Annotated in this window: 22 protein-coding genes; 16 read left to right on the forward strand and 6 right to left on the reverse strand. The window is 70.0% G+C overall.

The window, feature by feature from the left end; all coding sequences use genetic code 11:
- Positions 1-301 precede the first annotated feature (301 nt).
- From C5E10_RS01985 to C5E10_RS02025, 8 genes are all read left to right on the forward strand, one after another.
- Positions 302-595 (forward strand): hypothetical protein, encoded by a 294-nt coding sequence (locus C5E10_RS01985; RefSeq protein WP_104243463.1) that lies wholly within the window; start codon positions 302-304, stop codon positions 593-595.
- 19 nt (positions 596-614) lie between these two features.
- Positions 615-1433, forward strand: a complete 819-nt coding sequence (locus C5E10_RS01990; protein WP_104330207.1) for a hypothetical protein — start codon at positions 615-617, stop codon at positions 1431-1433.
- On the forward strand, positions 1433-3016 hold the full coding sequence (locus C5E10_RS01995) for a hypothetical protein (protein WP_104330208.1): 1584 nt from the start codon (positions 1433-1435) through the stop codon (positions 3014-3016). The genes C5E10_RS01990 and C5E10_RS01995 overlap by 1 nt, the downstream gene beginning before the upstream one ends.
- 4 nt (positions 3017-3020) lie before the next feature.
- A complete protein-coding gene (locus tag C5E10_RS02000; protein ID WP_181062595.1) occupies positions 3021-4514 on the forward strand; it encodes an SCO6880 family protein in 1494 nt (497 codons plus the stop codon).
- Positions 4511-6073, forward strand: coding sequence for an ATP/GTP-binding protein (locus tag C5E10_RS02005; RefSeq protein ID WP_258070958.1), 1563 nt, complete (start codon positions 4511-4513; stop codon positions 6071-6073). Before C5E10_RS02000 ends, C5E10_RS02005 begins: the two co-directional genes overlap by 4 nt.
- Positions 6070-7845 (forward strand): type IV secretory system conjugative DNA transfer family protein, encoded by a 1776-nt coding sequence (locus C5E10_RS02010; protein ID WP_104330210.1) that lies wholly within the window; start codon positions 6070-6072, stop codon positions 7843-7845. The genes C5E10_RS02005 and C5E10_RS02010 overlap by 4 nt, the downstream gene beginning before the upstream one ends.
- Entirely contained in the window at positions 7842-8243 is a 402-nt protein-coding gene (locus C5E10_RS02015) for a DUF4913 domain-containing protein (protein WP_104330211.1), read from the forward strand. Before C5E10_RS02010 ends, C5E10_RS02015 begins: the two co-directional genes overlap by 4 nt.
- Positions 8244-8511: 268 nt before the next feature.
- Entirely contained in the window at positions 8512-8907 is a 396-nt protein-coding gene (locus tag C5E10_RS02025) for a type II toxin-antitoxin system HicB family antitoxin (protein WP_104330213.1), read from the forward strand.
- A 104-nt stretch (positions 8908-9011) separates the two neighbouring features.
- On the opposite strand, the gene aspS is transcribed toward C5E10_RS02025, so the two are convergent.
- The gene (aspS, locus tag C5E10_RS02030) at positions 9012-10322 is read right to left on the reverse strand and encodes an aspartate--tRNA(Asn) ligase (protein WP_104330214.1); all 1311 of its coding nucleotides are present in this window, start codon (positions 10320-10322) and stop codon (positions 9012-9014) included.
- Positions 10323-10440: 118 nt separating this feature from the next.
- On the opposite strand from aspS, the gene C5E10_RS02035 reads away from it, so the two are divergent.
- From C5E10_RS02035 to ccsB, 5 genes are read left to right on the forward strand one after another with little or no spacing between them, the layout of a single operon-like run.
- Positions 10441-11088, forward strand: a complete 648-nt coding sequence (locus tag C5E10_RS02035; RefSeq protein WP_104243445.1) for a histidine phosphatase family protein — start codon at positions 10441-10443, stop codon at positions 11086-11088.
- Positions 11085-11723 carry a TlpA disulfide reductase family protein gene (locus C5E10_RS02040; RefSeq protein ID WP_258070959.1) on the forward strand — a complete coding sequence of 213 codons (639 nt, stop codon included), beginning with the start codon at positions 11085-11087 and terminating at the stop codon, positions 11721-11723. Before C5E10_RS02035 ends, C5E10_RS02040 begins: the two co-directional genes overlap by 4 nt.
- Positions 11724-11758: 35 nt before the next feature.
- Positions 11759-12631, forward strand: coding sequence for a cytochrome c biogenesis protein CcdA (locus tag C5E10_RS02045; RefSeq protein WP_181062598.1), 873 nt, complete (start codon positions 11759-11761; stop codon positions 12629-12631).
- On the forward strand, positions 12615-14426 hold the full coding sequence (locus tag C5E10_RS02050; RefSeq protein ID WP_104330215.1) for a cytochrome c biogenesis protein ResB: 1812 nt from the start codon (positions 12615-12617) through the stop codon (positions 14424-14426). Before C5E10_RS02045 ends, C5E10_RS02050 begins: the two co-directional genes overlap by 17 nt.
- Positions 14423-15514 (forward strand): c-type cytochrome biogenesis protein CcsB, encoded by a 1092-nt coding sequence (gene ccsB, locus C5E10_RS02055; protein ID WP_104330216.1) that lies wholly within the window; start codon positions 14423-14425, stop codon positions 15512-15514. Before C5E10_RS02050 ends, ccsB begins: the two co-directional genes overlap by 4 nt.
- Here the strand turns inward: ccsB and C5E10_RS02060 are convergent.
- Positions 15499-16512 carry an o-succinylbenzoate synthase gene (locus C5E10_RS02060; protein ID WP_104330217.1) on the reverse strand — a complete coding sequence of 338 codons (1014 nt, stop codon included), beginning with the start codon at positions 16510-16512 and terminating at the stop codon, positions 15499-15501. The two genes, ccsB and C5E10_RS02060, sit on opposite strands and share 16 nt — an antisense overlap.
- 107 nt (positions 16513-16619) lie before the next feature.
- Here C5E10_RS02060 and C5E10_RS02065 point away from each other — a divergent pair, with 107 nt between their 5' ends.
- The 3 genes from C5E10_RS02065 (at position 16620) to C5E10_RS02075 (ending at position 19487) form a co-directional block, all read left to right on the forward strand.
- Positions 16620-17162 (forward strand): hypothetical protein, encoded by a 543-nt coding sequence (locus tag C5E10_RS02065; RefSeq protein ID WP_104300482.1) that lies wholly within the window; start codon positions 16620-16622, stop codon positions 17160-17162.
- Positions 17163-17240: 78 nt separating this feature from the next.
- A complete protein-coding gene (locus tag C5E10_RS02070; protein WP_104243435.1) occupies positions 17241-18152 on the forward strand; it encodes a 1,4-dihydroxy-2-naphthoyl-CoA synthase in 912 nt (303 codons plus the stop codon).
- Positions 18153-18194: 42 nt separating this feature from the next.
- Positions 18195-19487 (forward strand): AMP-binding protein, encoded by a 1293-nt coding sequence (locus C5E10_RS02075; protein WP_258070961.1) that lies wholly within the window; start codon positions 18195-18197, stop codon positions 19485-19487.
- Between the two features lie 53 nt (positions 19488-19540).
- Here the strand turns inward: C5E10_RS02075 and C5E10_RS02080 are convergent, their stop codons facing one another.
- The 4 genes from C5E10_RS02080 to C5E10_RS02095 form a co-directional block, all read right to left on the reverse strand.
- On the reverse strand, positions 19541-21565 hold the full coding sequence (locus tag C5E10_RS02080) for a molybdopterin oxidoreductase family protein (RefSeq protein WP_258070963.1): 2025 nt from the start codon (positions 21563-21565) through the stop codon (positions 19541-19543).
- A gap of 38 nt (positions 21566-21603) precedes the next feature.
- Positions 21604-23148, reverse strand: coding sequence for an FAD-dependent oxidoreductase (locus C5E10_RS02085; RefSeq protein WP_104330220.1), 1545 nt, complete (start codon positions 23146-23148; stop codon positions 21604-21606).
- Position 23149: 1 nt separating this feature from the next.
- The gene (locus C5E10_RS02090; protein ID WP_104330221.1) at positions 23150-24541 is read right to left on the reverse strand and encodes an MFS transporter; all 1392 of its coding nucleotides are present in this window, start codon (positions 24539-24541) and stop codon (positions 23150-23152) included.
- A gap of 158 nt (positions 24542-24699) precedes the next feature.
- Positions 24700-25944: an SGNH/GDSL hydrolase family protein gene (locus C5E10_RS02095; protein WP_104330222.1), complete on the reverse strand. Its 1245-nt coding sequence runs from the start codon at positions 25942-25944 to the stop codon at positions 24700-24702.
- Between the last annotated feature and the right edge of the window lie 101 nt (positions 25945-26045).

Consider the following 26045-nt stretch of genomic DNA (forward strand, 5'->3'; position numbering starts at 1 on the left):
GCCGCAGACCGGCAGCGGCGAGCACCAATCTAGGTGGCTCTGGAGCCCCCAGATCGTGGCTGTGGATAACTCCTCGCAGCCCCCTCGACCGTGCGTAGAGTCCATTCCTGTGCCGAGCCGGTGCACACGCCGACGGACCGTCTGAGGTTCTCGACCTGCTGGCTCACGTCCCCGGCGGGCCCACGGCGAGCTGACTCGAGCGCTCGCGGTCCGACTGCCCGGCGACGGCTCGAGCCCGCCATGAGCGCGGCTGCCCTTCATCGCGCGTTCCCGCGTCCATCTCGACAGGAGACCACTCACCATGACGATCGCCGCACTCACCGACCTGCTGCTCGACGCTTCAGCGCACCTCACGACGCTCCCCGACCCCGACCCCGTGCAGCCTCCAGGCACCGAGGGCCTCACGACGCTGCTCGGCTGGGTCAAGTGGATCGGGCTCGCCGTGTGCGTCCTGGGCCTCATCGCGGCCGGCACGATGATGGCGATCCAGTCGCGCAGAGGCGAGGGCGGCGAGCACGCGGGCAAGATCGGCATGGCGCTTGGCGGCGTCATCATCATCTCGGCGGCGACCAGCCTCGTCGGCTTCTTCGTCTGATGCCGGGAGAACGAGCATCATGCCGGGCGGCGCATCGATCCAACGGCGGTCAGCGCAGCGCCGCACGGCTTCCTCCTGGAGCCGGCCAGGGTTCATCGTCGCCGCGCTGGGCATCGCCCTGCTTGTCGTGGCCGGCGTCGTGGTCTCTATCCAAGCCGCTTTCGGTGGCGACACATCCGGAGACGACATGACGGTGGGCGACGGGCAGCCGGCGTCCGCTTCGGCGGGCGCCACGCCTGCGGGTCCCGGGCACGAGCCCGGCGATGCCGACGCGATCGCGACCGTCTCGCCGAGCAACTGCGGGCTACGCGAACCGGAGGAGACCTCACCGCTTCCCGCCGACAGGCAGCTCCTGATCGCGCCGGAGACCAGCTGGCGCGACATCGACGTCAACCCGGCACCGAGCTCGCCGGAAGCGGGCCCCGCAGCACTGCACGAGGCCGGCTTCGGATACTGCTTCCAGCGTTCAGCGGAGGGGGCGCTGTTCGCCGCCGCGAACTTCCTCGTGCAGTCGAACACTCCCGCGCTTCGGGCGCCGCTCCTCGACTACGCACTCGCCGCAGGCCAGCACCGGGAGTCCCTGCTGGCCGATTCGGGCTCGGGAGGCTCCGGCGTGCGACTCCAGATCGTGGGCTACCGGGTGCTCGCGTTCGACGGTGACACCGCGCGCGTCGACGTCGCCCAGCGTGTGAGCGTCGACGGGACGACCAGCTTCATCGCCGCCGTCATCGACCTCGTCTGGGTCGACGGCGACTGGCGCATTCCGAGCGATGAGCCTGCTCCGGTGCGCCTGCAATCGCTCGGCGACATCGGCGGCTACGTGAGATGGAGCGCGTGATGGCCGACTGCGGACTCATGGACTTCGAGTGCTACTCCAAGGAGATCGCCTCGACGGTGTGGACTCGAACACGTGAAGCCCTCCAGAACGACATCAACGAGTGGATGGCCGAACAGCTCTCGACCCTCGGCACGATGTGGGTCGACGTCCCGACGCCCGACCTCGGGACGACCGGCGCGCCCTCTGGCACGGCGGCGGCAGCTCCGACGGGCGACATCGAGACCCACCTCGGGACCGTCCTCGGCTACGTGAGCTGGATCTCGGGCACCGTCGCGGTCATCGGGCTCGTCTTCCTCGCCGTCATGGTGGGGCTGCGCATCCGCTCGGGCGACGGCGTCCCCTTCCATGGACGGCTGTTCGCGGTGCTCGCTGGTGGGGTGCTCATCGCGGGAGCCTCGTCGCTCGTGTCTGCCCTCATCCCGACGGCACCAGCGGCGGCGACCAACACTGCGACGTTCCTGCAGTCGTCGACATGGTGGCTGGCTGGGGTCTGCGCGATCGTGTCGGTCATGATCGGCGGTGCTCGCATGGCCTGGGAGCAGCGCGCGAGGCCAGGGCAGGAGCTGCTGAAGAGCCTCCTCACGCTGGTGGTCGTCGCCAGCGTCGGCCTCACGATCGTGTGGCTGCTCGTCCGGGCCGGCGACTCGTTCTCGACCTGGATCATCGACGAGTCACTCGAATGCGACCTCGACGGGGCACCGAACTGCTTCAAAGACAACGTCGGCGTGATGCTCGGCACCTCGATCGCCGGTGTCGCAGGCGCAGCAGGCGGGACTGCCGGGCCCGCCGCGGTCTCCGGGGTCGTGAACGGCCTCTTCATCGGGGTCATCGTCGGCCTCGTGTCCGTCGTCCAGGTGCTCCTCATGATCGTGCGAGGGGGGATGCTCGTGATCCTCGCCGGGATCCTCCCGCTGGCGGCCTCGGCGACGAACACCGAGCTCGGCCGGGGCTGGTTCCAGCGCTGCCTCGCCTGGCTCACCGCCTTCATCCTCTACAAGCCAGCCGCGGCGATCGTCTACGCCGCCGGATTCCGCATGAGCGGGGCGGCCCCGAGCGCCGAGAGTGGGGCCGTACTGACCACCTACACGGGGATCGTGATCCTCGTCCTCGCCATCGTCGCGCTCCCCGCGCTCATGCGATTCGTCACTCCCATGGTGGGCGCGATCGCCTCGAGCGGGGGCGGTGCCGGGATCGCCACCTCGGTCGCGGATCGGGTGCCAGAGGGCGCACGACCGAGGCCGGCCTCAGCACCCCAGGGGAGCAGCGTCCCGCGCGGCGGAGGGCGTGCCTCGACAGGCGGCGGCCCTGCAACGCACGGGTCAGGACCGAGCCCGCGGGCGGTGCCCGCTGCGGCGGGAACATCTGCGGCATCGTCGGCGAGCACGCGCGCAGCCGCATCGACGGGTGCAGCCTCCGGTGGGGCGGCAGCCGCAGCGGGAGCAGGCAAGGCCCTCGCTGGGCCCTACGTCGCGGCAGGGATCGCAGGCGTTCAGCCGTTGAAGAAAGCCGTCCAGCTCGGCACTGACGCCGCGATCGCGGTCGCAGAACGGACAACAGGAGAGGACCCGAGCGGTGGTCGATAGCTCGATGACACGACAGATGCGAACCTACGGGAACTGGCGGAAGCCGACGTCAGCGGGACTGCTCGGTCTCGGCTCGGTGGGGACGGCGCTCCTCCTGGGCGGACTGGTGCTCGTCGTCGTGGCCGTCATGATCTCGGGCCTCATCGCTGCGCTCATCGTCGCCACGGGGATCGGCGTCGCGCTCATGATGCTCGTGGTGCGCGACGCGCACGGCAAGAACGCGCTGTCGCGGCTCGGAGCCCACTCGGGCTGGGCCCTCTCGCGGGCGAGGGGCGAATCCGCGTACCGGTCCGGGCCGGTCGGACGAGTGCCGTGGGCGACATTCCAGCTGCCGGGCATCGCGGCGCCGACCAGGTTGAGCGAGCACGTCGACTCGCATGGCCGGCCATTCGCGCTGCTGCTGACGCCCGCGGTCGGCAGCTACACCGTCGTGTTCGGCACGGACCCTGATGGTGCCGCGCTCGTCGACCAGGAGCAGATCGACTCCTGGGTTGCCGAGTGGGGCCACTGGCTCTCCAGCCTCGGCGACGAACCGGGCATCGAGGCGGCGTCGGTGACGATCGAGACAGCCCCCGACTCCGGCTCTCGCCTCAGGCGAGAGGTCGCCATGAACATCGACCCCGACGCGCCAGCCTTCGCGCGGGCAGTGCTCGAGGAGACCGTCGCGGGGTACCCGGAGGGCTCCTCCACCGTGAAGGCCTTCGTCGCGCTCACCTTCCAGGGGGCCCTCCGAGTCGGTGCCAGAAGGAGGGCGCCGGACGAGATGGCGCGCGAGCTCGCGGCGCGGCTCCCCGGTCTCAGCGCGGGGCTCCAGGCAACCGGAGCGGGCGCCGCGCAACCGCTCACCGGGCAGGAGCTCTGCGAGATCGTCCGAGTCGCCTACGACCCGGCGGCCGCGGTGCTGATCGACGAGGCGCACGCCGGAGGGGAGATCCCGGAGCTCAGCTGGAGCGACGTCGGCCCGGCGGCGGCCCGCGCCAGCTGGGCCGGCTACCGTCACGACTCCGCCTACTCGACGACCTGGGCGATGACCGTCGCACCCAGGGGCAGCGTGCAGTCGAGCGTCCTCGCGCGGCTCCTCGCGCCCCACCGTGACATCGCGCGCAAGCGCGTGACGCTGCTCTACCGCCCCATCGACGCAGCCAGAGCAGCGGCGCTCGTCGAAGCTGACCTCAGTGCGGCCCAGTTCAGGCAGACCTCCACCTCGAAACCCGCGGCGCGCGACACGCTCGCCGTCCGCGCCGCCGCCGCGACGGCAAGCGAGGAGGCATCCGGCGCTGGCCTCATCAACTTCGGAGTGCTCGTCACGGCGACAGTGCTCGACGCCGCCCACGAGCTCGACGCACGAGCGGCCGTCGACAACCTCGCCGCGACAGCGCGCCTCCGCCTGCGCCCCGTCTACGGATCCCAGGACTCGGCCTTCGCCGCGGCACTCCCGCTCGGCCTGGTCCTCAGCAAGCACCTGCGAGTGCCAAGCGAACTGCGAGAGAAGCTATGAGACGAGCACACGCCACGTCACGCAAGCAGGCGACCGAGAAGCGGGCGCGCCCACCCGAGCGGCCGGGACCCAGGGGCTGGAGCGGGACCGGCCGGGGCGCATCCACCTACGTCCAGGCACCCGACGAATGGCGTGGCACCACCGTCCAGGTGTGCGGGCTCTGGCCCTTCGCCGTCGGCACGGGAACTCCCATGATCGGGGTGCCCCTCGGGCGGCACACGCAGACCGGCGCGACCCTCTGCTGCGACCCCATCTCGTGGTTCCAGCGGGCGAAGCTCATCAGCAACCCCTCCGCGTTCATCCTCGGCAAGCCCGGACTCGGGAAGTCGTCGCTCGTGCGTCGCATGGCGACAGGCCTCGCCGGCTACGGCGTCATGCCGCTCGTGCTCGGCGACCTCAAACCCGACCACGTCGACATGATCACCGCCCTCGGCGGGCAGGTCATCTCGCTCGGGCGCGGACGCGGCTACCTCAACGTGCTCGACCCCGGAGAGGCGACGGCCGCCGCGCGGCGGCTCAGGGCGAGCGGCTTCGACGCCGAGGCTGGCCAAGTGCTCGCCGATGCGCATGGCCGCAGGCACACGATGGTGTCGGCCCTCCTCACGATCATGCGGCTCCAGCCGCCGAGCGATCGAGAGGAGACGATCATCGACCGGGCACTCAAGTGGCTCGACCAGCACCACGACGGCGTGCCCGTTCTCGGCGACCTCCTCGAGGTCGTGCGAGCAGGTCCCCCGGAGGTGCGCGCGGTTGCGCTCGACCGCGGAGACGACAGCAGGTACAAGGCCATCACGGAAGACCTCGAGGCCTCCCTCATCGGGCTCGTCGGAGGGGGCAGGCTCGGCGAGACGTTCTCCCGCCAGACCACCAACCCCATGCGACGCGACGCGCCAGTCGTGTACGACGTCTCCTCCATCGACGACTCAGACGTCGACCTGCAGGCGGCGGCGCTCCTCGCCTGCTGGTCGGCCGGGTTCGGCACCGTCAACGTCGCGAACGTGCTCGCGGATGCGGGACTCGAGCCCCGCCGGCACTACTTCGTCATCCTCGACGAGCTCTGGCGCGCGCTGCGAGCAGGCAAGGGAATGGTCGACAGAGTCGACGCCCTCACTCGCCTCAACCGCCAGCGCGGAGTCGGCATGGCAATGATCTCGCACACCATGAGCGACCTGCTCGCGCTGCCCACCGAGTCAGAGCGGATGAAGGCGAAAGGCTTCGTGGAACGCGCCGGCATGGTCATCTGCGGCGGACTGCCGGGTGCCGAGATGCCGCGCCTCACCTCCGCAGTGCCCCTGTCGCTCGCAGAGCAGGAACTTCTCATCGGCTGGCAGGACCCGCCAGCCTGGGACGCGGCCAGCGGCAGAGAGGCCGAGCCACCGGGGCGAGGCAAGTTCCTCGTCAAAGTCGGCGGCAGGCCTGGCATCCCGGTCGACGTGCAGCTCACCGCGGCAGAGGCGAGCATCAACGACACCAACAAGCTCTGGCACGAGCCGAGCCGTGTGGCCGGGCTGGGCCCGGAACCGTCAGCTGGTCTCGACCCGGAGCGGATACGGCGATGAGCGCGCCGCGAAAGCGGGGCCCGGGCGGCATGGCCGCCGAGGCCGTGCTGCTGTGGATCGGACTCACTGCCGCCGTGGTCGCCATCGGCGGGACCAACCTCTGCGTGCGGGTCGCCGCGAACGTCGAACGCCCCAGCGAGCCGCTGCCCGACGACGTGTTCGCGCTGTTCTTCGGCGTGCTGCGGGGGAGCATCCGCTGGAGTGCCACAGCGACCGGGGCAGCGGTGGCGCTCGGGCTCGGTCTGGCGCTCGCGGTCTCGGCGACGCTGCTCCTCGCTCGCAGGCATCGCTCCGGCAGTCGACGCCTCGACCGCTCGGCGGCACTCCTCGGGCGGGGCCGGGAGATCGCAGGCATCAGCGCCCGCGGGGCGCGTGCGAGCAGCCAGCGCCTCGGCGTCGCGGGCTCCATCGGCGTGCGGCTCGGCACGAGTCTGCCGGGCGGCTCACCCGTCTACGGCAGCTGGGAGGACATGCAGATCAACATCAGCGGCCCGCGAACCGGGAAGTCGACGGCCTTCGCTATCCCCGCCATCGTCGAGGCGCCGGGAGCCGTCATCGTCACGTCCAACAAGCGGGATGTCGTCGACGCCACCCGGGGCGTGCGCGCCGAGGCCGGGCGAGTCTGGGTGTTCGACCCGCAGGGTGTTGCAGGCGACGTCGCAGAGTGGTGGTGGGACCCGCTCAGCTACGTCACCGACGAGGTGCAGGCGGGAAAGCTCGCCGAGCACTTCGCGAGCGGATCCCGGGAGCCGGGTTCGAGGGCAGACGCGTTCTTCGACCCAGCTGCGAAGGATCTCCTCGCCGCGCTCCTCTTGGCAGGGGCGGTCGCGGGCACCCGGATCACCGAGGTGTACCGGTGGGTGACGCGGCCCGGTGACGACGATGCGGTCGGCATCCTGCGGGATGCGGGGTACCGCCTCATCGCCGACCAGCTCGAGGGGGTGATCAGCGCGCCCGAGCGCCAACGCGGCGGCATCTACGGCACCGCGCAGCAGATGGCGTCCTGCCTCACCAACGGCGCGCTCGCCCCGTGGATCACAGCGACCGGGGAGCTCGACACGAGGCCGCGGTTCGACCCGCACGAGTTCGTCCGCGGAACCGACACGCTCTACTCGCTGTCCCGCGAAGGACAGGGGACCACAGGCCCGCTGGTCACCGCCCTCACCGTCGCCGTGGCCGAGGCAGCGGAGGAACTCGCCTCCGCCTCACTGTCCGGACGGCTCGCTCGGCCGCTGCTCGGCGTCCTCGACGAGGCCGCGAACGTCTGCCGCTGGCGAAGCCTCCCCGACCTGTACAGCCACTACGGCTCGCGGGGCATCGTGCTCATCACCATCCTCCAATCCTGGTCGCAGGGCGCCGAGGTCTGGAGTGAAGGCGGGATGCGCAAGCTCTGGTCGGCGGCCAACATCAAGATCTACGGGGGAGGCGTCAGCGAGGCGGCCTTCCTCGACGAGCTCTCCAAGCTCGTCGGCGACCACGACCGCGAGCTCTCGTCGCTGAGCTACGGGCGAGGCCACCGCACCGTCTCGAAGCAGCTGCATCGAGAGCGCATCCTCGACGTCGCCGAACTCAGCGCGCTCCCGCGCGGCCGCGCCCTCGTGCTCGCATCCGGCAGCCGCCCCACCCTCATCAGGACCAGGTCGTGGATGCAGGGCCCGCACGCCCCGCGCATCCGCGCGTCGATCACCGCGCACCAACCACGCGGCGACGCCACAGGAGGATACGAGGCAGAACGCGCAGAGGCGGAACGCGGAGAGGAGACACTGCCATGAGTCAGGAGCAGAGCCAGGGTGGCATCTCGAGCGAACTCGCGCGGGCTCCGGGGCCGCAGTTCTCGTGCCTCGCCGACTTCGTGGCCGAGTTCGTCGCTCGGAGCTGCGCGCGCAGAGTCGACGGCCGGACGCGCGTCTGGTCGGCGCGCTGGTGGGACTCCCCGGAAGCGGTGCTCCGCCTCGGTGGGCTCTGGCAGGCGTGGGAGGAGCTGAAGGACGTGCCCGGAGGTGCGTCCCTCTGGTTCCGAGACCACGCCGACTACCACCTTGGCGTGCTCTTCAGCCCAGACGGACCCTTCGAGGCGAGCCCCGACCTCCGCGAGAGCATCAGCCGCCGCGGCGACGACCTTCCCTGCGCCCAACCACCGCCCGGTCACGAGGTCTCCCGACGACGCTGACCCGTGCCCGAACGCAGCAGAGCCGCCCGCAACTTGTCAAGAGCTATTGCCAGTATTCGTCTACACGTCTGGACAAACATGTGAAACGCTTGGACCTTCTCCGGCGACTGCGTCGACATGCAGCCGAACAGCGACTCGAGATGGTGCTCACCGAAGGCGCCAGCCACACCAAGGTCGTGAACGGGGGAGCGAGGACCGTCGTGCCGCGTCACAGCGAGATCAACGAGCGGACGGCGCGAGCCATCCTGAGACAGACGGGAATCGAACGATGAAGGTAACGGCGCGGGCGACCCGTTCCGGTTCCTGGTGGGCCGTCGAGGTGCCAGAGGTGCCAGGGCTCTTCACGCAGGTGAAGCGCCTCGAGCACGTCCGAGAGCAGGTCGCGGACGCGGTCGAGCTCCTCGAAGGTGTGCCAGCGGCAGACGTGCAGATCGCGCTCATACCAGTGTTCGACACAGCCACGGATGGCGTTGTTCACGGCGCGCAGAACGCGGCGGCGGCAGCAGCCGCTGCCCAATCTGTCGCCTCACGCAGCATGCGGTCGGCCGTGGCTCGCCTTCGCGACGAGCAGCTCACGATGCGAGACATCGCGGAAGTCCTCGGCATCAGCCACCAGCGCGTGTCGCAACTTGTGCAGGCCGCCGGCGTCCGCGAAGCGGGCTAGCGCTCAGTCGACCGCGGTGCTGCGCGCCCCGAACGCAGCAGAGCCGCCCGCGAGTGATCGCGGACGGCTCTGGGGGAACTCGGCAGGCCAGGCTGCCGGGTGGCTTACGGCTGCAGGCGGTTCGGGCCGCGGAACAGGTACGTGACCTCGCGCAGCGTCGTCTGGTGCAGCATCAGCATCAGGATGCGTGCGAAGCCCATGCCGAACCCACCGTGAGGCGGTGCGCCATAGCGGAAGAAGTCGAGGTAGAAGCCGAGCTCGTCGACCTCCATGCCCTTCTGCTTCGCCTGCTCCTCGAGCACGTCGACACGGTGCTCGCGCTGAGCCCCCGTCGAGATCTCGACGCCGTTCCAGATGAGGTCGTAGCTCTTCGTGAGCGACTCGTCGCCCTCGTGGCGCATGTGGTAGAACGGCCGGATCGAAGCCGGGTAGTCCGTCAGGAACACGAACTCGTGGCCGAACGTCTCCTGCACGTGCGCCGCGATCTGACGCTCGCCCTCAGGGTCGAGGTCCAGGTCGTTGCGCTCGAGCTTGTGGCCGCGGGCCTCGACGATCTCTCGAGCCTCCAGCAGCGGGATGCGCGGGAACGGCAGTGTCGGCACGGTGACGTCGACGTCGAAGAGCGCCTTGATCTCCTCGCCGTGGGCATCCTTGACCGCCTGCAGGCCGGCAACCATGAGCTGCTCCTGCATCTGCATGACGTCCTCGTGCGACTCGATCCAGCTCACCTCGGCGTCGATGCCCGTGAACTCGGTCGCGTGGCGCGACGTGAACGAAGGGTCAGCGCGGAAGACCGGCCCGATCTCGAAGATCTTGCCGAGGCCGGAGCTCATGGCCATCTGCTTGAAGAACTGGGGGCTCTGCGCGAGGTACGCGCTCGTGTCGAAGTAGTCGACCTTGAACAGCTCGGCCTTCGACTCGGACGCCGAGGCCATGAGCTTCGGGGTGAACAGCTCGACGTAGCCGTTCTCCACCCAGTAGGTGCGGAACGCGTGCGCGAACGTCGTCTGGATGCGGAAGATGAGGGCGTTGCGCGGGATGCGCAGGTCGAGGAAGCGCCAGTCGAGGCGCTTGTCGATCGACGTGTCCTCGGCGATGGGCGTCTCGGGGAGCGCCGCGGTCTCGACGACGATCTCGTCGACCTTGACCTCGAGTCCGCCGAGCTTCACGCGCTCGTCGGCCTTCTTCTGGCCGCGCACGGAGATGAAGCTGCCCTGGGCGAGCGCGGAGATCGTGTCGGAGATCGCCTCGCGGCCCTCGGCGCGCGGGTTCACGAGCTGGACGGCGCCGCTCTCGTCGCGGAGGACGACGAACTGCACCTTCTTCTGGTCTCGAACCGTATCGACCCACCCCTGCACAAGCACGGGGCCGTCTTCGAGCGTGGAAAGGGAGGAGATGAGGGCGCGATCAGTCACCTCGCAAGGGTACCCGAGGCGCAGGCGCGTGCGAGCGGGAAGAGAACAAGGCACAGCTTTGGGGTGCGGACGCGCATCCTGTGCCGCAGTGTCGGTGGCGGTTCGTAGACTGGAGCGCATGGCGGCACAGCGAATCCACCTCGTCCGCCACGGCGAGGTCGAAAACCCCAACGGGCTCCTCTACGGGCGCCTCCCCGGCTTCGGCCTCTCCGAGCTCGGCGCGCGAATGGCGCGCGTCACAGCCGAGGACCTGCACGCCAGGGCCGTGCCCGCCACCCGCCTCGTCGTCTCCCCGCTGCAGCGCACCCGCGAGTCGGCGGCACCCATCGCCGAGCTGTTCGGCCTCGAGCCCGTCATCGACGAGCGTGTCATCGAGCCGACGAACGCCTTCGAGGGGCGACGGATGACGGGCAGGTACGGAGCCCTTCGTCGCCCTGGCTCGTGGCCGAAGCTCGTCAACCCCCTGCGCCCCAGCTGGGGCGAGGCGTACAAGTCCATCGTCGCCCGCATGCGAGAGGCGGTGCTCGACGGGGCCGAGCTCGCCGATGGCGGCGATGTTATCGTGGTCTCTCACCAGCTGCCGATCTGGATGGTGCACCGCGCGCTCTCGAAGGAGCCGCTCGCGCACAACCCGAAGCACCGGCGGTGCTCGCTCTCGAGCATCACGACGCTGGAGTACCACCCCGCAACCGGCTTCGTGGAAGCCGACTACCGCGAACCGGCGGCGCACGAACTCGGCGCCGCCACCGATGAGGGAGCCGTGTGACCATCCGCTCAGAGAGCGTGAAGACGTCGCGCTTTCCCCGAACCCTCCGTGTAGCCCTCGCGACCGCGGGTGTCGCCACCATGCTGGCGCTCGCCGCCTGCTCCGGAGACGAGCCGCTCGCCCAGGACTACGCCGCCGGGGGAGATCAGGGCTACGTCGCGGGCGACGGCAGCTACGAGATCTTCCCGGCAGGCGAACGACAGGACCCGATCCAGTTCGGTGGCGTCACCGAATTCGGAGATGAGCTCTCCAGTGAGGATCTCGCGGGCTCCGTCACCGTCGTCAACTTCTGGTACGCATCCTGCCCGCCTTGCCGCCTCGAGGCCCCCGACCTGCAGGCAGCTTGGGAAGAGCACGAAGACGACGGCGTGAAGTTCGTCGGCGTCAACATCTACGACCAGGCGGCGACCGCCAAGACGTTCGCCGAGACGCAGGGCATCACGTACCCGTCGATCCTCGACGTCGACGACGCGAGCGTGCGACTCGCCTTCGCCGACAACGTGCCGCCCCAGGCCATCCCGTCCACGCTCGTGCTCGACGCTGAGGGCCGGGTCGCTTCCGTCATCCGCGGGCCGATCGACCCCTCGATCCTGAACTCGATGATCACCGACACGCTCGCAGAGAGCAGCAAGTGACGACGCCCCTGCTCGCCTCCTCCGCGCTGACGGCGATCGCCCCCGGCAGCGCGGTTGGCGAGACGATCGTGAGCGGCCAGCTCCTCCTCGCGATCCCGCTCGCCGTCCTGGCCGGCCTCGTCTCCTTCGCCTCCCCGTGCGTGCTGCCCGTCGTGCCCGGCTACCTCGGGCTCGTCGGCGCAGTGGCTCAGGATGCGCCGGCCAAGGTTCCCGCTCGCCAGAGCGTCGGAGCGGCCTCGGGTCCCGCCGCCGCAGCCGAGTCCTCCTCGCCCGCATCGCGACCCGCAGACCAGCCCGAAGCGAAGCGGGGCCTGCTCGCCCGACTCACGGCCGGACGCGGCCGAGTCGCGTTCGGCGCGACGCTGTTCGTGCTCGGCTTCTCTGTCATCTACGTGCTCTTCGGTGTCGCGTCGGGGTTCCTCGGCAAGTGGTTCCTTCGCTATGGCGATATCGTCACTCCGATCCTCGGCGTCATCGTCGTGCTCATGGGTGTCGTCTTCATCGGCCAGGTTTCGTTCCTGCAGCGAAGCGCGCGTATGCGCTTCGCGCCCGCCGGACTCCTTGGTGCGCCGCTGCTCGGCGTCATCTTCGGCGTTGGTTGGCTCCCGTGTGTCGGGCCGACGCTCGCCACGATCCAGGCTCTCAGCTACACCCTCGCTGACCCCGGCCGGGGAGCGCTCCTCGCGTTCTTCTACTGCATCGGGCTCGGCCTCCCGTTCGTCCTCGTGGCGCTCGGCATCGGCCGCGTGACGACGGGCATCAACTGGGTGCGGAAGCACATCCGCACCATCAACCTCGTCGGCGGCGGCATCCTCATCCTCATCGGATTCCTCATGGTGATCGGCGTCTGGCAGCACTTCATGTCCGCGTTCGCGGCGACGATCGGCGGCTATGTCCCGGCCCTCTGACCACTTCGACGCGGGAAAAGACGGCTTCGAGGCCCGCGACCGCGAACCGAAGAAGACCGCATCGGGCGCCGCGCGCGCGAGCATGCCGAACAAGCCGGGCGACATCAAGAAGCCCGGCCGCGCATCTGCGCTCGTCGCCTGGCTCCGCACGGCCTGGCGTCAGCTCACGAGCATGCGCACCGCGCTGCTCCTCCTGCTGCTGCTCGCCATCGCCGCCGTACCCGGCTCGCTGGTGCCGCAGCGCTCGAGCGACCCCAACGGGGTCATCGTCTACCAGGACACGTACCCGGACATCGCCCCGTTCCTCGACGACATCGGCATGTTCGACGTCTACAGCTCCCCGTGGTTCACGGCGATCTACCTGCTGCTCTTCGTCTCGCTCATCGGCTGCATCATCCCGCGCATCAAGCACCACTGGGATGCGCTGCGCTCGAAGCCGCCGAAGACTCCAGCGCGCCTCTCGCGGCTCGACGCCTACTCCACGCAGGTCCTCGACTCGTCGCTCGACCCGAAGCGCGGCGCCGTCATCGACGAGGCCGCCAAGCTGCTGCGCGACAAGAAGTACCGCACCGTCATCTTCGATGACGGCAAGCGCGGAATCTCCGTGTCCGCGGAGCGCGGCTACCTGCGGGAGACGGGCAACCTGGTCTTCCACTCGGCCATGGTCGGCATCATCGTGGCCGTCGGCATCGGCGGCGGCTTCACCTGGTCCGGGCAGCGTGTGCTCGTCGAAGGCCAGACGTTCGTGAACGGCCTCGTCAGCTACTCGTCGTTCAACCCGGGACGATTCTTCACGCCAGACGTGCTCGCGCCGTTCTCGATGCGCCTCGACTCCTTCGACATCACGTACGAGGAGGAGAACCAGAACGCCATCGGGCAGGCCACCGACTACGCGGCGAACGTCACCGTCAATACTCCGGGCGGCGAGCCGAAGACCGAGACGGTGCGCGTCAACGACCCGCTTCGCTTCGCCGGCACCGACAGCTACCTCCTCGGCAACGGCTACGCCCCCGAGATCACGGTGCGCGACCCGGACGGCAACGAGGTCTTCTCCGACTTCGTCCCGTTCCTCCCGCAGGACGCCTTCCTGACCTCCATGGGTGTCGTGAAGGTCCCGGATGGGCTCGACGAGCAGATCGGCATGCTCGGCTTCTTCTACCCCTCAGCGGTCGAACTCGAGTCGGGCGCGCTCACCTCGAATCATCCCGACCTCCGCGACCCGATGCTGACCCTGAACGTCTACTCGGGTGACCTGGGTCTCGACGATGGGGTCCCGAGGTCCGTGTACACGCTCGACACGGACACGCTCACGCCCATCGCGGCGCGCGACCTCGACTTCAAGCCCATCGAGCTCCGGCCGGGGGAGACCGCCGAGCTGCCGAACGGCCTCGGCACGATCGAGCTCGGCGAGGTTCCCCGTTACGCCTCCTTCGACGTGCACGAGGACCCGACGCAGATACCGGTGCTCATCTTCGCGATCCTGATCATCGGCGGGCTCTTCACGTCACTGCTCGTGCCGCGACGCCGCCTCTGGGTGAAGGCCACGACCCGCTCCGACGGCACGGTGCTCGTCGAGTACGCGGGCCTCGCACGTGGAGACGATCCGCAGCTGGCCGCCTCGGTCAACGATCTCCTCGACGCCCACACGAGAAAGATCGTAGGCTTAGCGGAACCTGCGTCGCCGGCCCGCGCCGCCGGGGCACTTCAAGGCCCCGAGGCCACCCAAAGCTCACCATCTGGCGCCGGCAGCCAAGGCGCGGCGCTCGCCTCTTCTCCCACTCAGGAAGCTCCATGATCGAAACGCTGTCCAGCTGGTCGAACCTGCTCCTCTACGTCGCGATGGCGGTGTACTCGATCGCGTTCATCGCGTTCGCCATGGACCTGGCCGGTCGCAGCGCACGCGCAGCCGAGCGCTCCGAACGGCAGTCGGCGGTCGGAGCGACCGCCGCGCGCCGCAACACGCTCGTCGGCGCGGCAGCCCCGGCAGGAGCAGCGGCGCACGACGGCGTCGCGGCAGACCGCGACGTGTCCGAGCCGGCCAGCTACACGACGGAAGACCCCGCGAGCTCGGTGTCTCTCGCATCCACCCGCACCGAGTCGGGCGACGCCTGGCGCGACACCCGCGCGACGCCGTCGCTGCGCATCGCGATGTGGCTGACCATCGCCGCGTTCGTCGTGCATCTCGCGGCGACCACCCTTCGCGGCATCGCCGCAGACCGGGTGCCGTGGTCGAACATGTTCGAGTTCTCGATGACCTCGACGCTCCTCATCGTGCTCGTCTTCCTCGTCGCCCGCTTCTGGGCCGACGTGCGCTTCCTCGGCACCTTCATCACTGGGTTCACCGTCATCACGCTTGGCATCGCCACGCTCGGCTTCTACGTCGATGTCGTGCCGCTTGCCCCCGCCCTGCAATCGGTGTGGCTCGTCATCCACGTGTTCGTCGCGTCGCTCGCGACCGGCTGCCTCGCGATCGGCGCGGGTCTCAGTGCCGCGCAGCTCCTGCAGACTCGTCGAGTTGCGCGCGTGCGTGCCGGTCTGCCCACGAAGCTCAAGCTCCTCTCTGCGCTGCCAGACGCGGTGCGCCTCGAGAACCTCTCCTACCGCATCAACATCATCGGCTTCATCCTCTGGACCTTCACCCTCATGGCGGGAGCCGTCTGGGCTGAGCGGGCCTGGGGTCGTTACTGGGGCTGGGACACCAAGGAAGTGTGGACCTTCATCATCTGGGTGGTCTACGCGGGATACATCCACGCTCGTGCCACGCGTGGCTGGCGCGGAACGCCGTCGGCGTGGCTTGCCATCGCGGGCTTCGCGACGGTCATGTTCAACTTCGGCGTCGTCAACGTGTTCTTCAAGGGACTGCACGCCTACTCGGGGATCTGAGCAGACCCTCCGGCGAGGAGGGCGTGGCAGCGGCGGAGGCGCTCCCTCCACCAGTCCTGGCGTTCGGCGGGCGACGCGAGCCGCTCGAGTGCGGCTTCGTCGACCGTGACGGGGGCGAGCGGGATGCGCCCGGCGCGCGGGCGGAGTGGTGCGATCACGACGTCCTCCGCGAGCAGCGACGCCGTTCCGAGGCCCGCGTCGTGGCGCGGCGCTGACAGGGCTGCGGCGAGCTGTGCTCCCATCGCGATGCCGACCGAGGAGTCGAGGGCGCTCGACACGGTCGCGGGAAGCCCAGCCGACGCGACGATGTCGACTGCGCGCCTGATCCCGCCGAGGGGCTGCATCTTGACGACGACCACGTCAGCCGCGCCGAGGCGCGCGACCTCCAGCGGGTCATCGGCCTTCCTGATGGACTCGTCGGCGGCGATGGGCACCTCGATGCCCGCGTCCCGCAGGCGGCCCCTGAGCTCGCCGAGCTCGGCCGTCGTCGCGCACGGCTGCTCCGCGTACTCCAGGCCGAAGCGGCCAAGCGCCCGGAGCGCCGTGATGGCCTCGTCGACGGACCAGCCGCCGTTCGCGTCGACGCGCAGCCGCGCATCCGCGCCGAGGCGTTCGCGCACGCCGGCCACCCGGGCGATGTCGTCGGCGAGCGTCTGCCCTCGCTCGGCGACCTTGATCTTGGCCGTTCGGCAGCCGTCGAAGCGCGCGAGCACGCCGTCGAGCGCGGCCTCCCCGACGGCGGGCACGGTCGCGTTGACCCAGATCTCGCCCTCCGTGTGACGCTCGAGGGTCTCATCGAAGCCGAACTCGATCGCAGCGCGCAGCCAGTTCGCGGCTTCCGCGTCGACGTACTCGAGGAACGGCGAGAACTCGCTCCACGCGACGGTGCCGCGGATGATCGCCACCTCGCGTGCATCCACCCCTCGGAACCGGGTCACGAGGGGAAGCGTCACGATGTGCGTGCGGTCGAGGAGCTCGTCGATCTCGGGCAGCTGCATGCCGCCATTGTCTCGCGCGGTCCCGGGAAGGTCTCTCCGGCTGGGGACGTTCGGCGCGGATCGCGCTAGGCTGAGGCATCGATCGGTCATGCCGGACGCAAACTCCTATGTCTACGAACCTCTCCAGCCCCGCACCTCGCTTCAGCCCTCCGCCGGCTGACGAGGACTTCGGCGATGCCCTCGTCAGCTCCGGCTCCGGAGGGCACCGCCCCCAACGGGTCGCCTCGACGGGCGGCAGCGGCAGGCTCGGGTACGGGAAGCCGCAGTACCGGCACGGCTCGCTCGTGCAGCGCACCTGGTACGAGATCGCCTTCAACCCGCGCCGCTGGTCGGCCGGCCACTGGGCGCTCCTCGGGGTGCTCATCACGGTGCTCGCCGACGTCTTCGTCTTCTTCTACGCCTCGAACCTGTTCGGTATCGACCGCAAGTTCGAGATCGAGATGTGGCTGCTCACGGCCGGCATCGCGGGCTTCCTGACGATCGCGATGGCCCTCTGGGGAATCATCTTCAACAGCGCCAGGGGTGCGGCGATCTTCGCGATCATCCTCGGACTGCCGTTCGGCGCACCCCCTGCGTGGCTGGTCGGCAACACGATCATCCAGCTGATGGCGAACGGCGGCACCCTCCCCGTCGCGCCGCCCCTCTGGTAGCGGCGCCACACTCGAGGCCCTGACTCCGCGGGTCCACGCCCCGCAGGACCCTGCCCGCTCGTCGGATAGCGTTATGGCATGACTGCCTTCGTCTCCGAACTCTTCGACGCCGAGCGCTGGCGCACCGTCCCGGGCTTCGAGGAGCTCACCGACCTCACCTACCACCAGGATCTGACGGGCCGCATCGCCCGCGTCGCCTTCAACCGGCCGGAGGTGCGCAACGCGTTCCGCCCGCAGACGGTCGACGAGCTCGCGCGTGCCCTCGACGATGCGCGGATGAACCCGCGCATCGGCGTGGTGCTGCTCACGGGCAACGGTCCGAGCCCGAAGGACGGCGGGTGGGCGTTCTGCTCGGGCGGCGACCAGCGCATCCGGGGTCGTGACGGCTACAAGTACGCCGACGGGGAGACGCGCGACACCATCGACTCGGCCCGCAACGGGCGGCTGCACATCCTCGAGGTGCAGCGGCTCATCCGCTTCATGCCGAAGGTGGTCATCGCGGTTGTTCCCGGGTGGGCAGCTGGGGGCGGGCATTCGCTGCACGTGGTGTGCGACCTGTCGATCGCGTCGCGTGAGCATGCGAAGTTCAAGCAGACGGACGCGGATGTCGGGTCGTTCGACGCCGGCTACGGCTCTGCGTACTTCGCGAAGCAGGTCGGGCAGAAGTTCGCGCGCGAGGTGTTCTTCCTCGCCGAGGAGTACTCGGCGGAGCGCGCCATGGAGATGGGCACCGTCAACCGGGTCGTGCCGCACGCGGAGCTCGAGGTCGAGGCCGTTCGCATGGCGGAGACGATCCTGACGAAGTCGCCCACGGCGATCCGCATGCTGAAGTTCGCCTTCAACGCGGTCGACGACGGGCTTGTCGGGCAGCAGGTGTTCGCCGGCGAGGCGACCCGCCTGGCGTACGGCACGGATGAGGCTGTCGAGGGGCGGGATTCGTTCCTCGAGAAGCGCGAACCGGACTGGTCGCCGTTCCCGTGGCAGTTCTGACGTCGCGGACCGATGGCGTCTCGTTGGAGCGGGGGCTTCGGCGTGGGCGTTGAGCTCGGGGGCGGCGGCGCGCGTCCGCTGGTCCGCGTGGATGCTCGTGACGCATCCGCGGTCACGGCCGCGCTCCGGAGCGCGCTGAGCGGTGCAGGACCTGCCGTCCTGCCCACGCAGCCGGCGGCAGACGCGTTGGCGTCGGGTGAGTGCGGTCTGGCCGGTGAGGTGCTCGGCGTCGTGCCGGAGGGCGTCGTGCTGGTGATCGAGACGAGCGGGTCGACGGCGGAGCCCAAGCGCGTGATGCTCACCGGTGACGCGCTGCGCGCATCCGCTGCGGCGACGTACGCGCGCTTCGACCTGCTATTCGGAAGGGCGCGCGCAGCTGAGCCCACTCGCCAGTGGCTGCTGACGTTGCCGGCGTCATACGTCGCGGGCGCCCAGGTGCTCATGCGGTCGATCCTGGCCGGCACGGAGCCCGTCGTGCTGGGCGATGGGCATTTCACGGCTGACGGGTTCGCGCGCGCCGCCGAGGAGCTCACCGCCGACCGGCGCTACGTCTCGTTGGTGCCTGCTCAGCTGGCGCGCCTGCTGGATGGGTCTCCTGCGGTCGCGGACGTGGTTGCTCGCTTCGACGCCATTCTCGTGGGCGGGCAGTCGCTGCCGCCTTCGCTCCGCGAGCGGGCGGCTGCCCTCGGCTGGAACCTCGCGACGAGCTACGGCTCGAGCGAGACGAGCGGCGGCAGCGTCTACAACGGCGAGCCGCTCGACGGGGTGCGGATCCGCGTCCGGGACGGGGAGGTGCAGCTGGCTGGTCCCGTTCTCGCGGCCGGCTACCTTGGCGACCCGCGCCGCACGGCGGAGGCCTTCGTCGAAGATGACGGCGAGCGCTGGTATCGAACGAGCGACGGCGGACGCCTCGAGCGCGATGAGACCACGGGGCGAGAGCGGCTCGTGGTGACCGGTCGCCTCGACAACGTCATCGTCTCAGGCGGCGAGAAGGTGCTGCTCGACAGGGTCGAGGGCATCGTCAGGCGGCTGCCGGGGCTCGAGGGCGCGGTTGTCGTCGCGGCGGCGTCTGAGGAGTGGGGGCAGGTGCCGGCGCTTGTCGTGGAGGCCAGCGCGTGGGGCGCGCCTGGTGCCGAGGCCCCGGTGGCCGCGCGATTGCTGGATGCGCGCGAGCTGTCCGGCGATGAGCGGTGGCTGGCCGTCCGGGCCGCGGTGGCACCCGTCGGGCGCGCGGCTCGCCCCTCGAAGCTGCTCGTCGTCGACCACCTGCCGCAGCTGCAGAGCGGAAAGCCCGATCGTCGGTCGCTCGAGCGACTCGTCGCCGAGCTCGCATAGCCACAGCCACGCCGTGGAGGGCGGTGCTGGCGAAGGCCGCCGCGCCGTGACCCTCAGGAGGCGCTGACCTGCACGACCGCGTGCTTGAACTCCGGCATCGCGGAGTGCGGATCAGTGGCCCCGCTGGTCAGCAGGTTGGCGCTGCCAGCATCCGGGTAGTGGAACGGCAGGAACACCGTGTCGGGGCGGATGCCGGCGTCGAGTTCGGCACGCGCGTAGATGGTGCCGTTCTCGTTCGAGATGCGGACGCGGTCGCCGTCGTGGAGTGCTCGATCGCGTGCTGTGACGGGGTGCAGCTGTGCGACGAGGGTTGGCCTCGTCGCCGTGAGCTCGTCGATTCGTCGGGTCTGCGTCCCGCTCTGGTACTGCTCGAGGAGTCGCCCGGTGATGAGGTTGAGCTCCTCGCCTCGCGCCTTCTTTCGGGCTCGAACGCGGACGGCGACCATGCGCGCCCTCCCGTCGGGGTGAGCGAAGCGGTCCGTGAAGAGCCGCGGCGTGCCCGCGGAACCGGTTGGGAACGGCCAGTGCGCTTCGATGCCGGTGTCGAGCAGCGCGTGGCTGAGCCCGGAGTAGTCGGCGAGGCCGCCTGCGGATGCCCTGGCGAGCTCGTCGAAGACCTCGGCGGGGTCGAGGCTCCACAAGCCGGGGGCGTCCAGGCGTCTGGCGAGCTCGGCGAAGAGCCACAGCTCGCTGCGTGCGCCGTCCGGGCCGGCGAGTGCGCGGCGGCGGCGCAGCACTCGACCTTCCAGGTTGGTCATGGTGCCCTCTTCCTCCGCCCACTGGAGGACGGGCAGGACGAAGTCGGCGATTCGGGCGGTCTCGGAGAGGAAGAAGTCGGAGACGATGAGGAGGTCGAGCCTGGCGAGCGCGGCGCGGACCGTGTCGACTCTGGGCGCGGAGACGACGACGTTCGATCCGTGCACCAGGAGCGCCCGGACGCCGCCCGGCATTCCGGCGCTCTGCAGCAGCTCGACCGCGGGCACGCCCGGACCGGGGATGATGTCGGGGTCGACGCCCCAGACCTTGGCGACGGCTGCCCGTGCATCCGGGTCGGTGATCTTGCGGTAGCCGGGCAGCTGGTCTGACTTCTGCCCGTGCTCCCGCCCGCCCTGGCCGTTGCCTTGGCCGGTGAGCGTCCCGTAGCCGGAGCCGGGAGTGCCGGGCAGCCCCAGCAGCAGCGCGAGGTTGATCGCGGCGCCCGCTGTGTCGGTGCCGTCGACGTGCTGTTCGACGCCGCGTCCGGTGAGGATGTACGCGGACCGGGAGGCGGCGAGTGCTCTCGCGACTTCGCGGATCCGGTTCGCGGGCACTCCCGTGACGGTCTCGGCGTGCTCTGGCCACCAGGAAGCGACTGAGCGTCGGATGTCGCCGAGTCCCGCCGTGCGCTGCTCCACGAAGTCGGCGTCGTAGAGACGCTCGGCGAGGACGACGTGCGTGAGGCTCAGGATCAGGGGGAGGTCGCTGCCGGGAACTGCCTGCAGGTGGATGCCGCCGCCGTCGTCGCAGAGCCGAGCTGTCGAGCTGCGGCGGGGGTCGACGACCAGCAGGCCGCCGCGGGCGCGGGCTCCCTGGAGGTGCGAGACGAAGGGCGGCATCGTGTCGGCGACGTTCGAGCCCAAAAGCAGGATCGTCTCAGCGGTGTCGAGGTCGCTGAGCGGGAAGGGCAGCCCGCGGTCGATGCCGAAGGCACGGTTCGCGGCGGCCGCGGCGGAGGACATGCAGAAGCGTCCGTTGTAGTCGATGCGGGAGGTGCGCAGGGCGATGCGGGCGAATTTGCCGAGCTGATACGCCTTCTCGTTGGTGAGGCCTCCGCCGCCGAACACCCCGATCGCATCCTGCCCGTCTTCGGCCGCGATCGCCCGGAGCCGGCCGGCGATGAGGTCGAGGGCGGTGTCCCAGGCGATGGGATGCAATTCGCCGTCGTCTCCGCGCATGAGCGGCGTGGTCAGCCGTCCGGTGTCGGCGAGCAGCTCGGCGGAGGTCCAGCCCTTCTTGCAGAGGCCGCCGCGGTTGGTGGGGAAGTCGCGGCCCTGGACCTCGACGGGCAGCCGCCCCGTGGGAGTCAGGGTGAGGGTCATGGCGCACTGGAGCGCGCAGTACGGGCAGTGGGTGGCGGTCACGCTGGCACCCCTGCCGCTGCGTTCAGCATCTCTGCGATGCGGGCCCGGCAGCCACCGCATCCGGTGCCGGCTCTCGTGCAGCGGCCGACCTCAGCCACGGACTCGCAGCCGCCGGTGATGGCGTCTTCCACGGCTCCGACGGAGACGGCGTTGCAGATGCACACGGTGGCCTCGCGTCCGGTGGCCTGAGCGGCTGGCTCGTCGGCGCTGTCGAGGCGCAGCAGCAGCGAGCGGTCGGCGGGCAGCTCGCCGCGGCGGAGGTAGAGCACGCCGAGCTCCGCGCCGGTGCGCGGCAGTCCGACGCAGACGAAGCCGCTGAGGATCCCGTCCCGCGTCACCATCTTGACGTAGCTCCCGTGCTCCGGATCAGACCACACCGCGACGCCTGGCGCGGCTTCGTCTGCTGGGACGGGGGCGAACTGCTCGACGGAGACGTCGCCGGCGGAGACGAGGTCGACGCGCTCGGCTTTGAGCGCGACGACTCCCGGCTGCTCGTCGGCGAAGGGCTGCGGTGCGGCTCCGTCGAGCTCGTCGATGATGGCGGCGGCGAGCCACTCGGCCTGCCGCCAGCCCGGAGCCACGAGGCCGTTGGGGCCGCCGGGGATGTCGCGTTCGCGCAGGTACTGTTCCGGGTCGGCGATGTGGGCGCAGTCGCCGATGGCGTGGATACGCGGGTCGGTCCAGCTGCGCAGCCCGGCGTCCACGAGCACGCCCCGGCCGGTGCGCAGCCCGGCGGCCTCTGCGAGTTCGGTGCGCGCGCGGGTGCCGCAGGAGAGTACAAGCAGGTCGCCCTCGATCTGCCTGGCGTCAGCGCTGACGAGGGCGCGGAAGCGACGCACGCCGTTGTCGTCGGCGCGTGCGATGACGGCCTCGGCGCGAGTGTGCGGGACGACGGTCACCCCTGCGGTGGACAGGGCAGCGCCGAGGACCCAGGCCGCCCCGCGGTCGAGCTGCCGTGGCATGGGGATGGGGCCGAAGTGTGCGACGGTCGCCGGGGAGCCGGCCTCGACGAGCAGCATGGCGAGCTCGATGCCGAGCACTCCGGCCCCGAGCACCACGACCCGTCCTCCCGCCTCGACGACGGAGCGCACGTTGGCGGCATCCTCGAGGCTTCGGAGCACGCAGACGCCCGACGTGAGCCGGGCGTCGAGCCCGCTGGAATCGACCCCGAGCTCCTCGAGCCCGTCCAGTCGAGGGACCACGGACCGCGCACCCGTCGCGAGCACGAGGCGGTCGTACTCGAGTGCGCTGCCGTCATCGAGCACGACGGCGGCAGAATGTCGGTCGATGCGCTCGGCGCGGGCGCCGAGCCGCAGGTCGACGCCCGCGCTGCGGAGCTCGTCGGTGGACGCGAGTTCGAGCCCGTCGGCGTCGATCTCCCCGACCGCGTATTCGGCGACCAGCACCCGGTTGTAGGGCTCCGTCGGCTCCGCGCCGACGACGGTCACGCTGATCAGGCCCCGTTCGATGGCGGGCAGGAGCTCCTCGGCGAAGCGGATGCCGACGGGGCCTGCGCCGACGACCACGATCCGTTCGACCATGTCAGATCCTGTGTCCCGCGAGGGTCGCCCGCGGGATGGCGTAGATGGTGATGGTCAGGAGCAGCAGGACAACGTAGGCGCCGACGAAGCCGGCGAATGCGGGCACGTACGAGTCGCTCGCGTTCTTGGCCGCAGCCAGGACCTGGGGGATGACGAAGCCGCCGTAGGCGCCGATCGCGGAGACCAGCCCGAGCGCCGCGGCGCCCTTGCGCTGCGTGTTCACGGCGAGTGCGTCCCCGGCGGTGGCGGCGCCGCGGGCGGCGAAGACGTTGGGGATCATCCGGTACGTGGAGCCGTTGCCGATGCCGGCTGCGACGAACAGCAGCAGAAAGCAGCCGATGAAGGTCCAGAAGGAACCGGCGTCGACGGTTGTCATGAGCGCGAGGGAGCCGATGATCATGAGCGCGAAGGCGGCGATGGTCACGCGCGCCCCGCCGAAGCGGTCGGCCAGGCGTCCGCCGTACGGGCGCGACAGCGAGCCGACGAGCGCCCCGACGAACGCGAAGGAGAGCGAGGCGGTGCCTATCTGGAAGGACGAGAACTCGGGGAAGTTGTCGGCGATGAGCTTCGGGAAGACGCTCGCGAACCCGATGAACGAGCCGAAGGTGCCGATGTAGAGCAGGGAGAGTACCCAGAGGTGTGGTTCGCGGAGTGCTGCGGCGGCTGCCGCGAAGTCGGCTTTCGCGGAAGAGAGGTTGTCCATGTACTTCCACGCGCCCCAGATGGAGATGAGGATGAGCGGGATCCACATCCACCCGGCAAGGGGGAGGCCGAGCGAGAATGACGCGCCGATGGAGACGACGATCGGGACGGCGAGCTGCGCGACGGAGGTGCCGAGGTTGCCGCCTGCCGCGTTGAGGCCGAGCGCCCAGCCCTTCTCCTTCTGCGGGAAGAAGTAGGTGATGTTGGCCATCGAGCTGGCGAAGTTGCCGCCGCCGAAGCCGCCGAGGGCAGCGACGATCAGCAGTACCCAGAACGGAGTCTGCGGGTCTTGCACGACGAAGCCGAGCAGGGTGGCAGGGATGAGCAGCAGCGTCGCCGAGATGATCGTCCAGTTCCGCCCACCGAAGCGCGCCACCATGAAGGTGTAGGGGAAGCGCAGCGTCGCGCCGACCAGGCTGGGCAGCGAGATCAGCCAGAACGATTCGCTGGTGCTGAGGGTGAATCCGGATGCAGGCAGCAGCACGACGACGATGCTCCACAGCTGCCAGATGATGAAGCCGAGGAACTCCGCGTAGATCGACCAGCGGAGGTTGCGGCGTGCGATGGCCTTGCCCTCGGCGGCCCAGAAGACGGGGTCCTCTGGGTTCCAGTTGTCGATCCAGCGCCCGGGGCGGTGCCGGAGCGTGGTGACGGGGGCGCTGATCTCAGTGTTGCCGACTGTCGTTGCCATTGCGGCTCCTAGTGGGAGGTGGGCTGTGGTTCGACGATAGGAGCGGCGTGTTGCGCGCGGACGCTGCCGCGATTGCCGAGGCGTAACCGTGTGCTCACGCCAGGCGGGCCCGTCGGAGAGGGGCATGTCACGTGTTGGAAACGTGTGATGGAGTGCGCTCAGGCCTCGGGGTCGTGTTCCGGTGGGCGTCTGGCTGCGGCCGAGCGGCGCCGGATGATGATCGTCGTGGCGATGCCGGCTCCGAGGAGGACCAGCACGCCGGCGATGACAAGTGGTGCTGCCGGCGTGGCCGTGGTCGCAGCCGTGTTCGTCGGCTGCTCGGTGGCGGTCGCTGTCGGCGTGGGCGTGGGCGTGGGCGTCTCGGGCGTGCCCGGCTCGAGGAGCGCCTGCAGCTCTGCCCCGACGGTCTCCGCCAGGTAGGCGACGCCCGCCTCGTTGGGGTGGAGCGCGCCGAGCTTGAGAGATGCGCCTGGCGTGGTCGACCCTCCCTCGCCGGGTTCCAGCGTGATGCCGCTCATGTAGGGCTCCGTGGTCGAGCATGCGGAGTGGGCGGACGTCGTCTTCAATGTGGAGATGAAGGTGGCGCCGCTGGCCTCGGCCGCCGTCTTTATGGCCTCGTCGAGGTGGACCTCCGTCTCGTGCAGGTACGCGGTGTCGACGTCGGTGAACGGGAAGGAGTTCTCCGGGTAGCCCGTCGAGGTGAAGGCGGGGGAGAAGCATCCACCGACCGGCGTGTTCGTGGGGTCGGGTGTGATGGCGGGGTATCCGACGACGACGATGTCGGCGTTTGGTGCCTTCTCGGCGATGAGGGCGAACGTCGAGGCCAGCGCGGGGGCGATGAGCGAGTCGATGCGGTCCTTCAGGGCGTCGACCTCGACGCCGCCTCCGTCGACGACGTACTGCGATCGGCAGTTGGGGACGGTCTGGTCGGCGACGAGGGGGCCGAGGGAGCTCGCGGCGACGCAGGAGGCGGCGATATCCGAGAACTCGAGGTCGTTGCCGCCGATCGACAGGGTGACGATCTCGGTCGTTGCTGAGAGGCTCGCCGACTGCACCGGTGCGCTCGCGCCGGACGCGGTGACCTGCTCGGTGTCGCGGATGTCGGCGGTGACGGCGCCGCTGCACGTGCGGTCGTCGAGGGCCAGGCCGAGCGAGTCGGCGATGCGGTGCGGGTAGTTCGCGAGCGCCTGGAAGCAGCCGGCGGCGGGCTCCTCGCTGAACGGCACGAGCCCGAACCCTGAGGAGTACGAGTCGCCCAGTGCGACGTACGCGCGCGCCTGGGTGCCTCCGTTCACCGCCGGATCGCCCAGGGGCGCCGCGAGGGCGCCGGGAGCGGCGAGCAGCACGATGCCTGCGGCCGCAGCGCTGATGGCGGCCGCGCGCACGCGTGATCGGGCAGTCATGGGTCTCCTGTCGAGCGGACGTCGATCGGGACGGGGGTTGTGGTCTCATAGTGCCATCGTGATGCTGACCGGGGAACGGGCTGAGGAGCTCGCTTCTGGGG

The sequence above is a fragment of the Pseudoclavibacter sp. RFBG4 genome (assembly GCF_002931515.1).
Classification (GTDB): Bacteria; Actinomycetota; Actinomycetes; order Actinomycetales; family Microbacteriaceae; genus Pseudoclavibacter.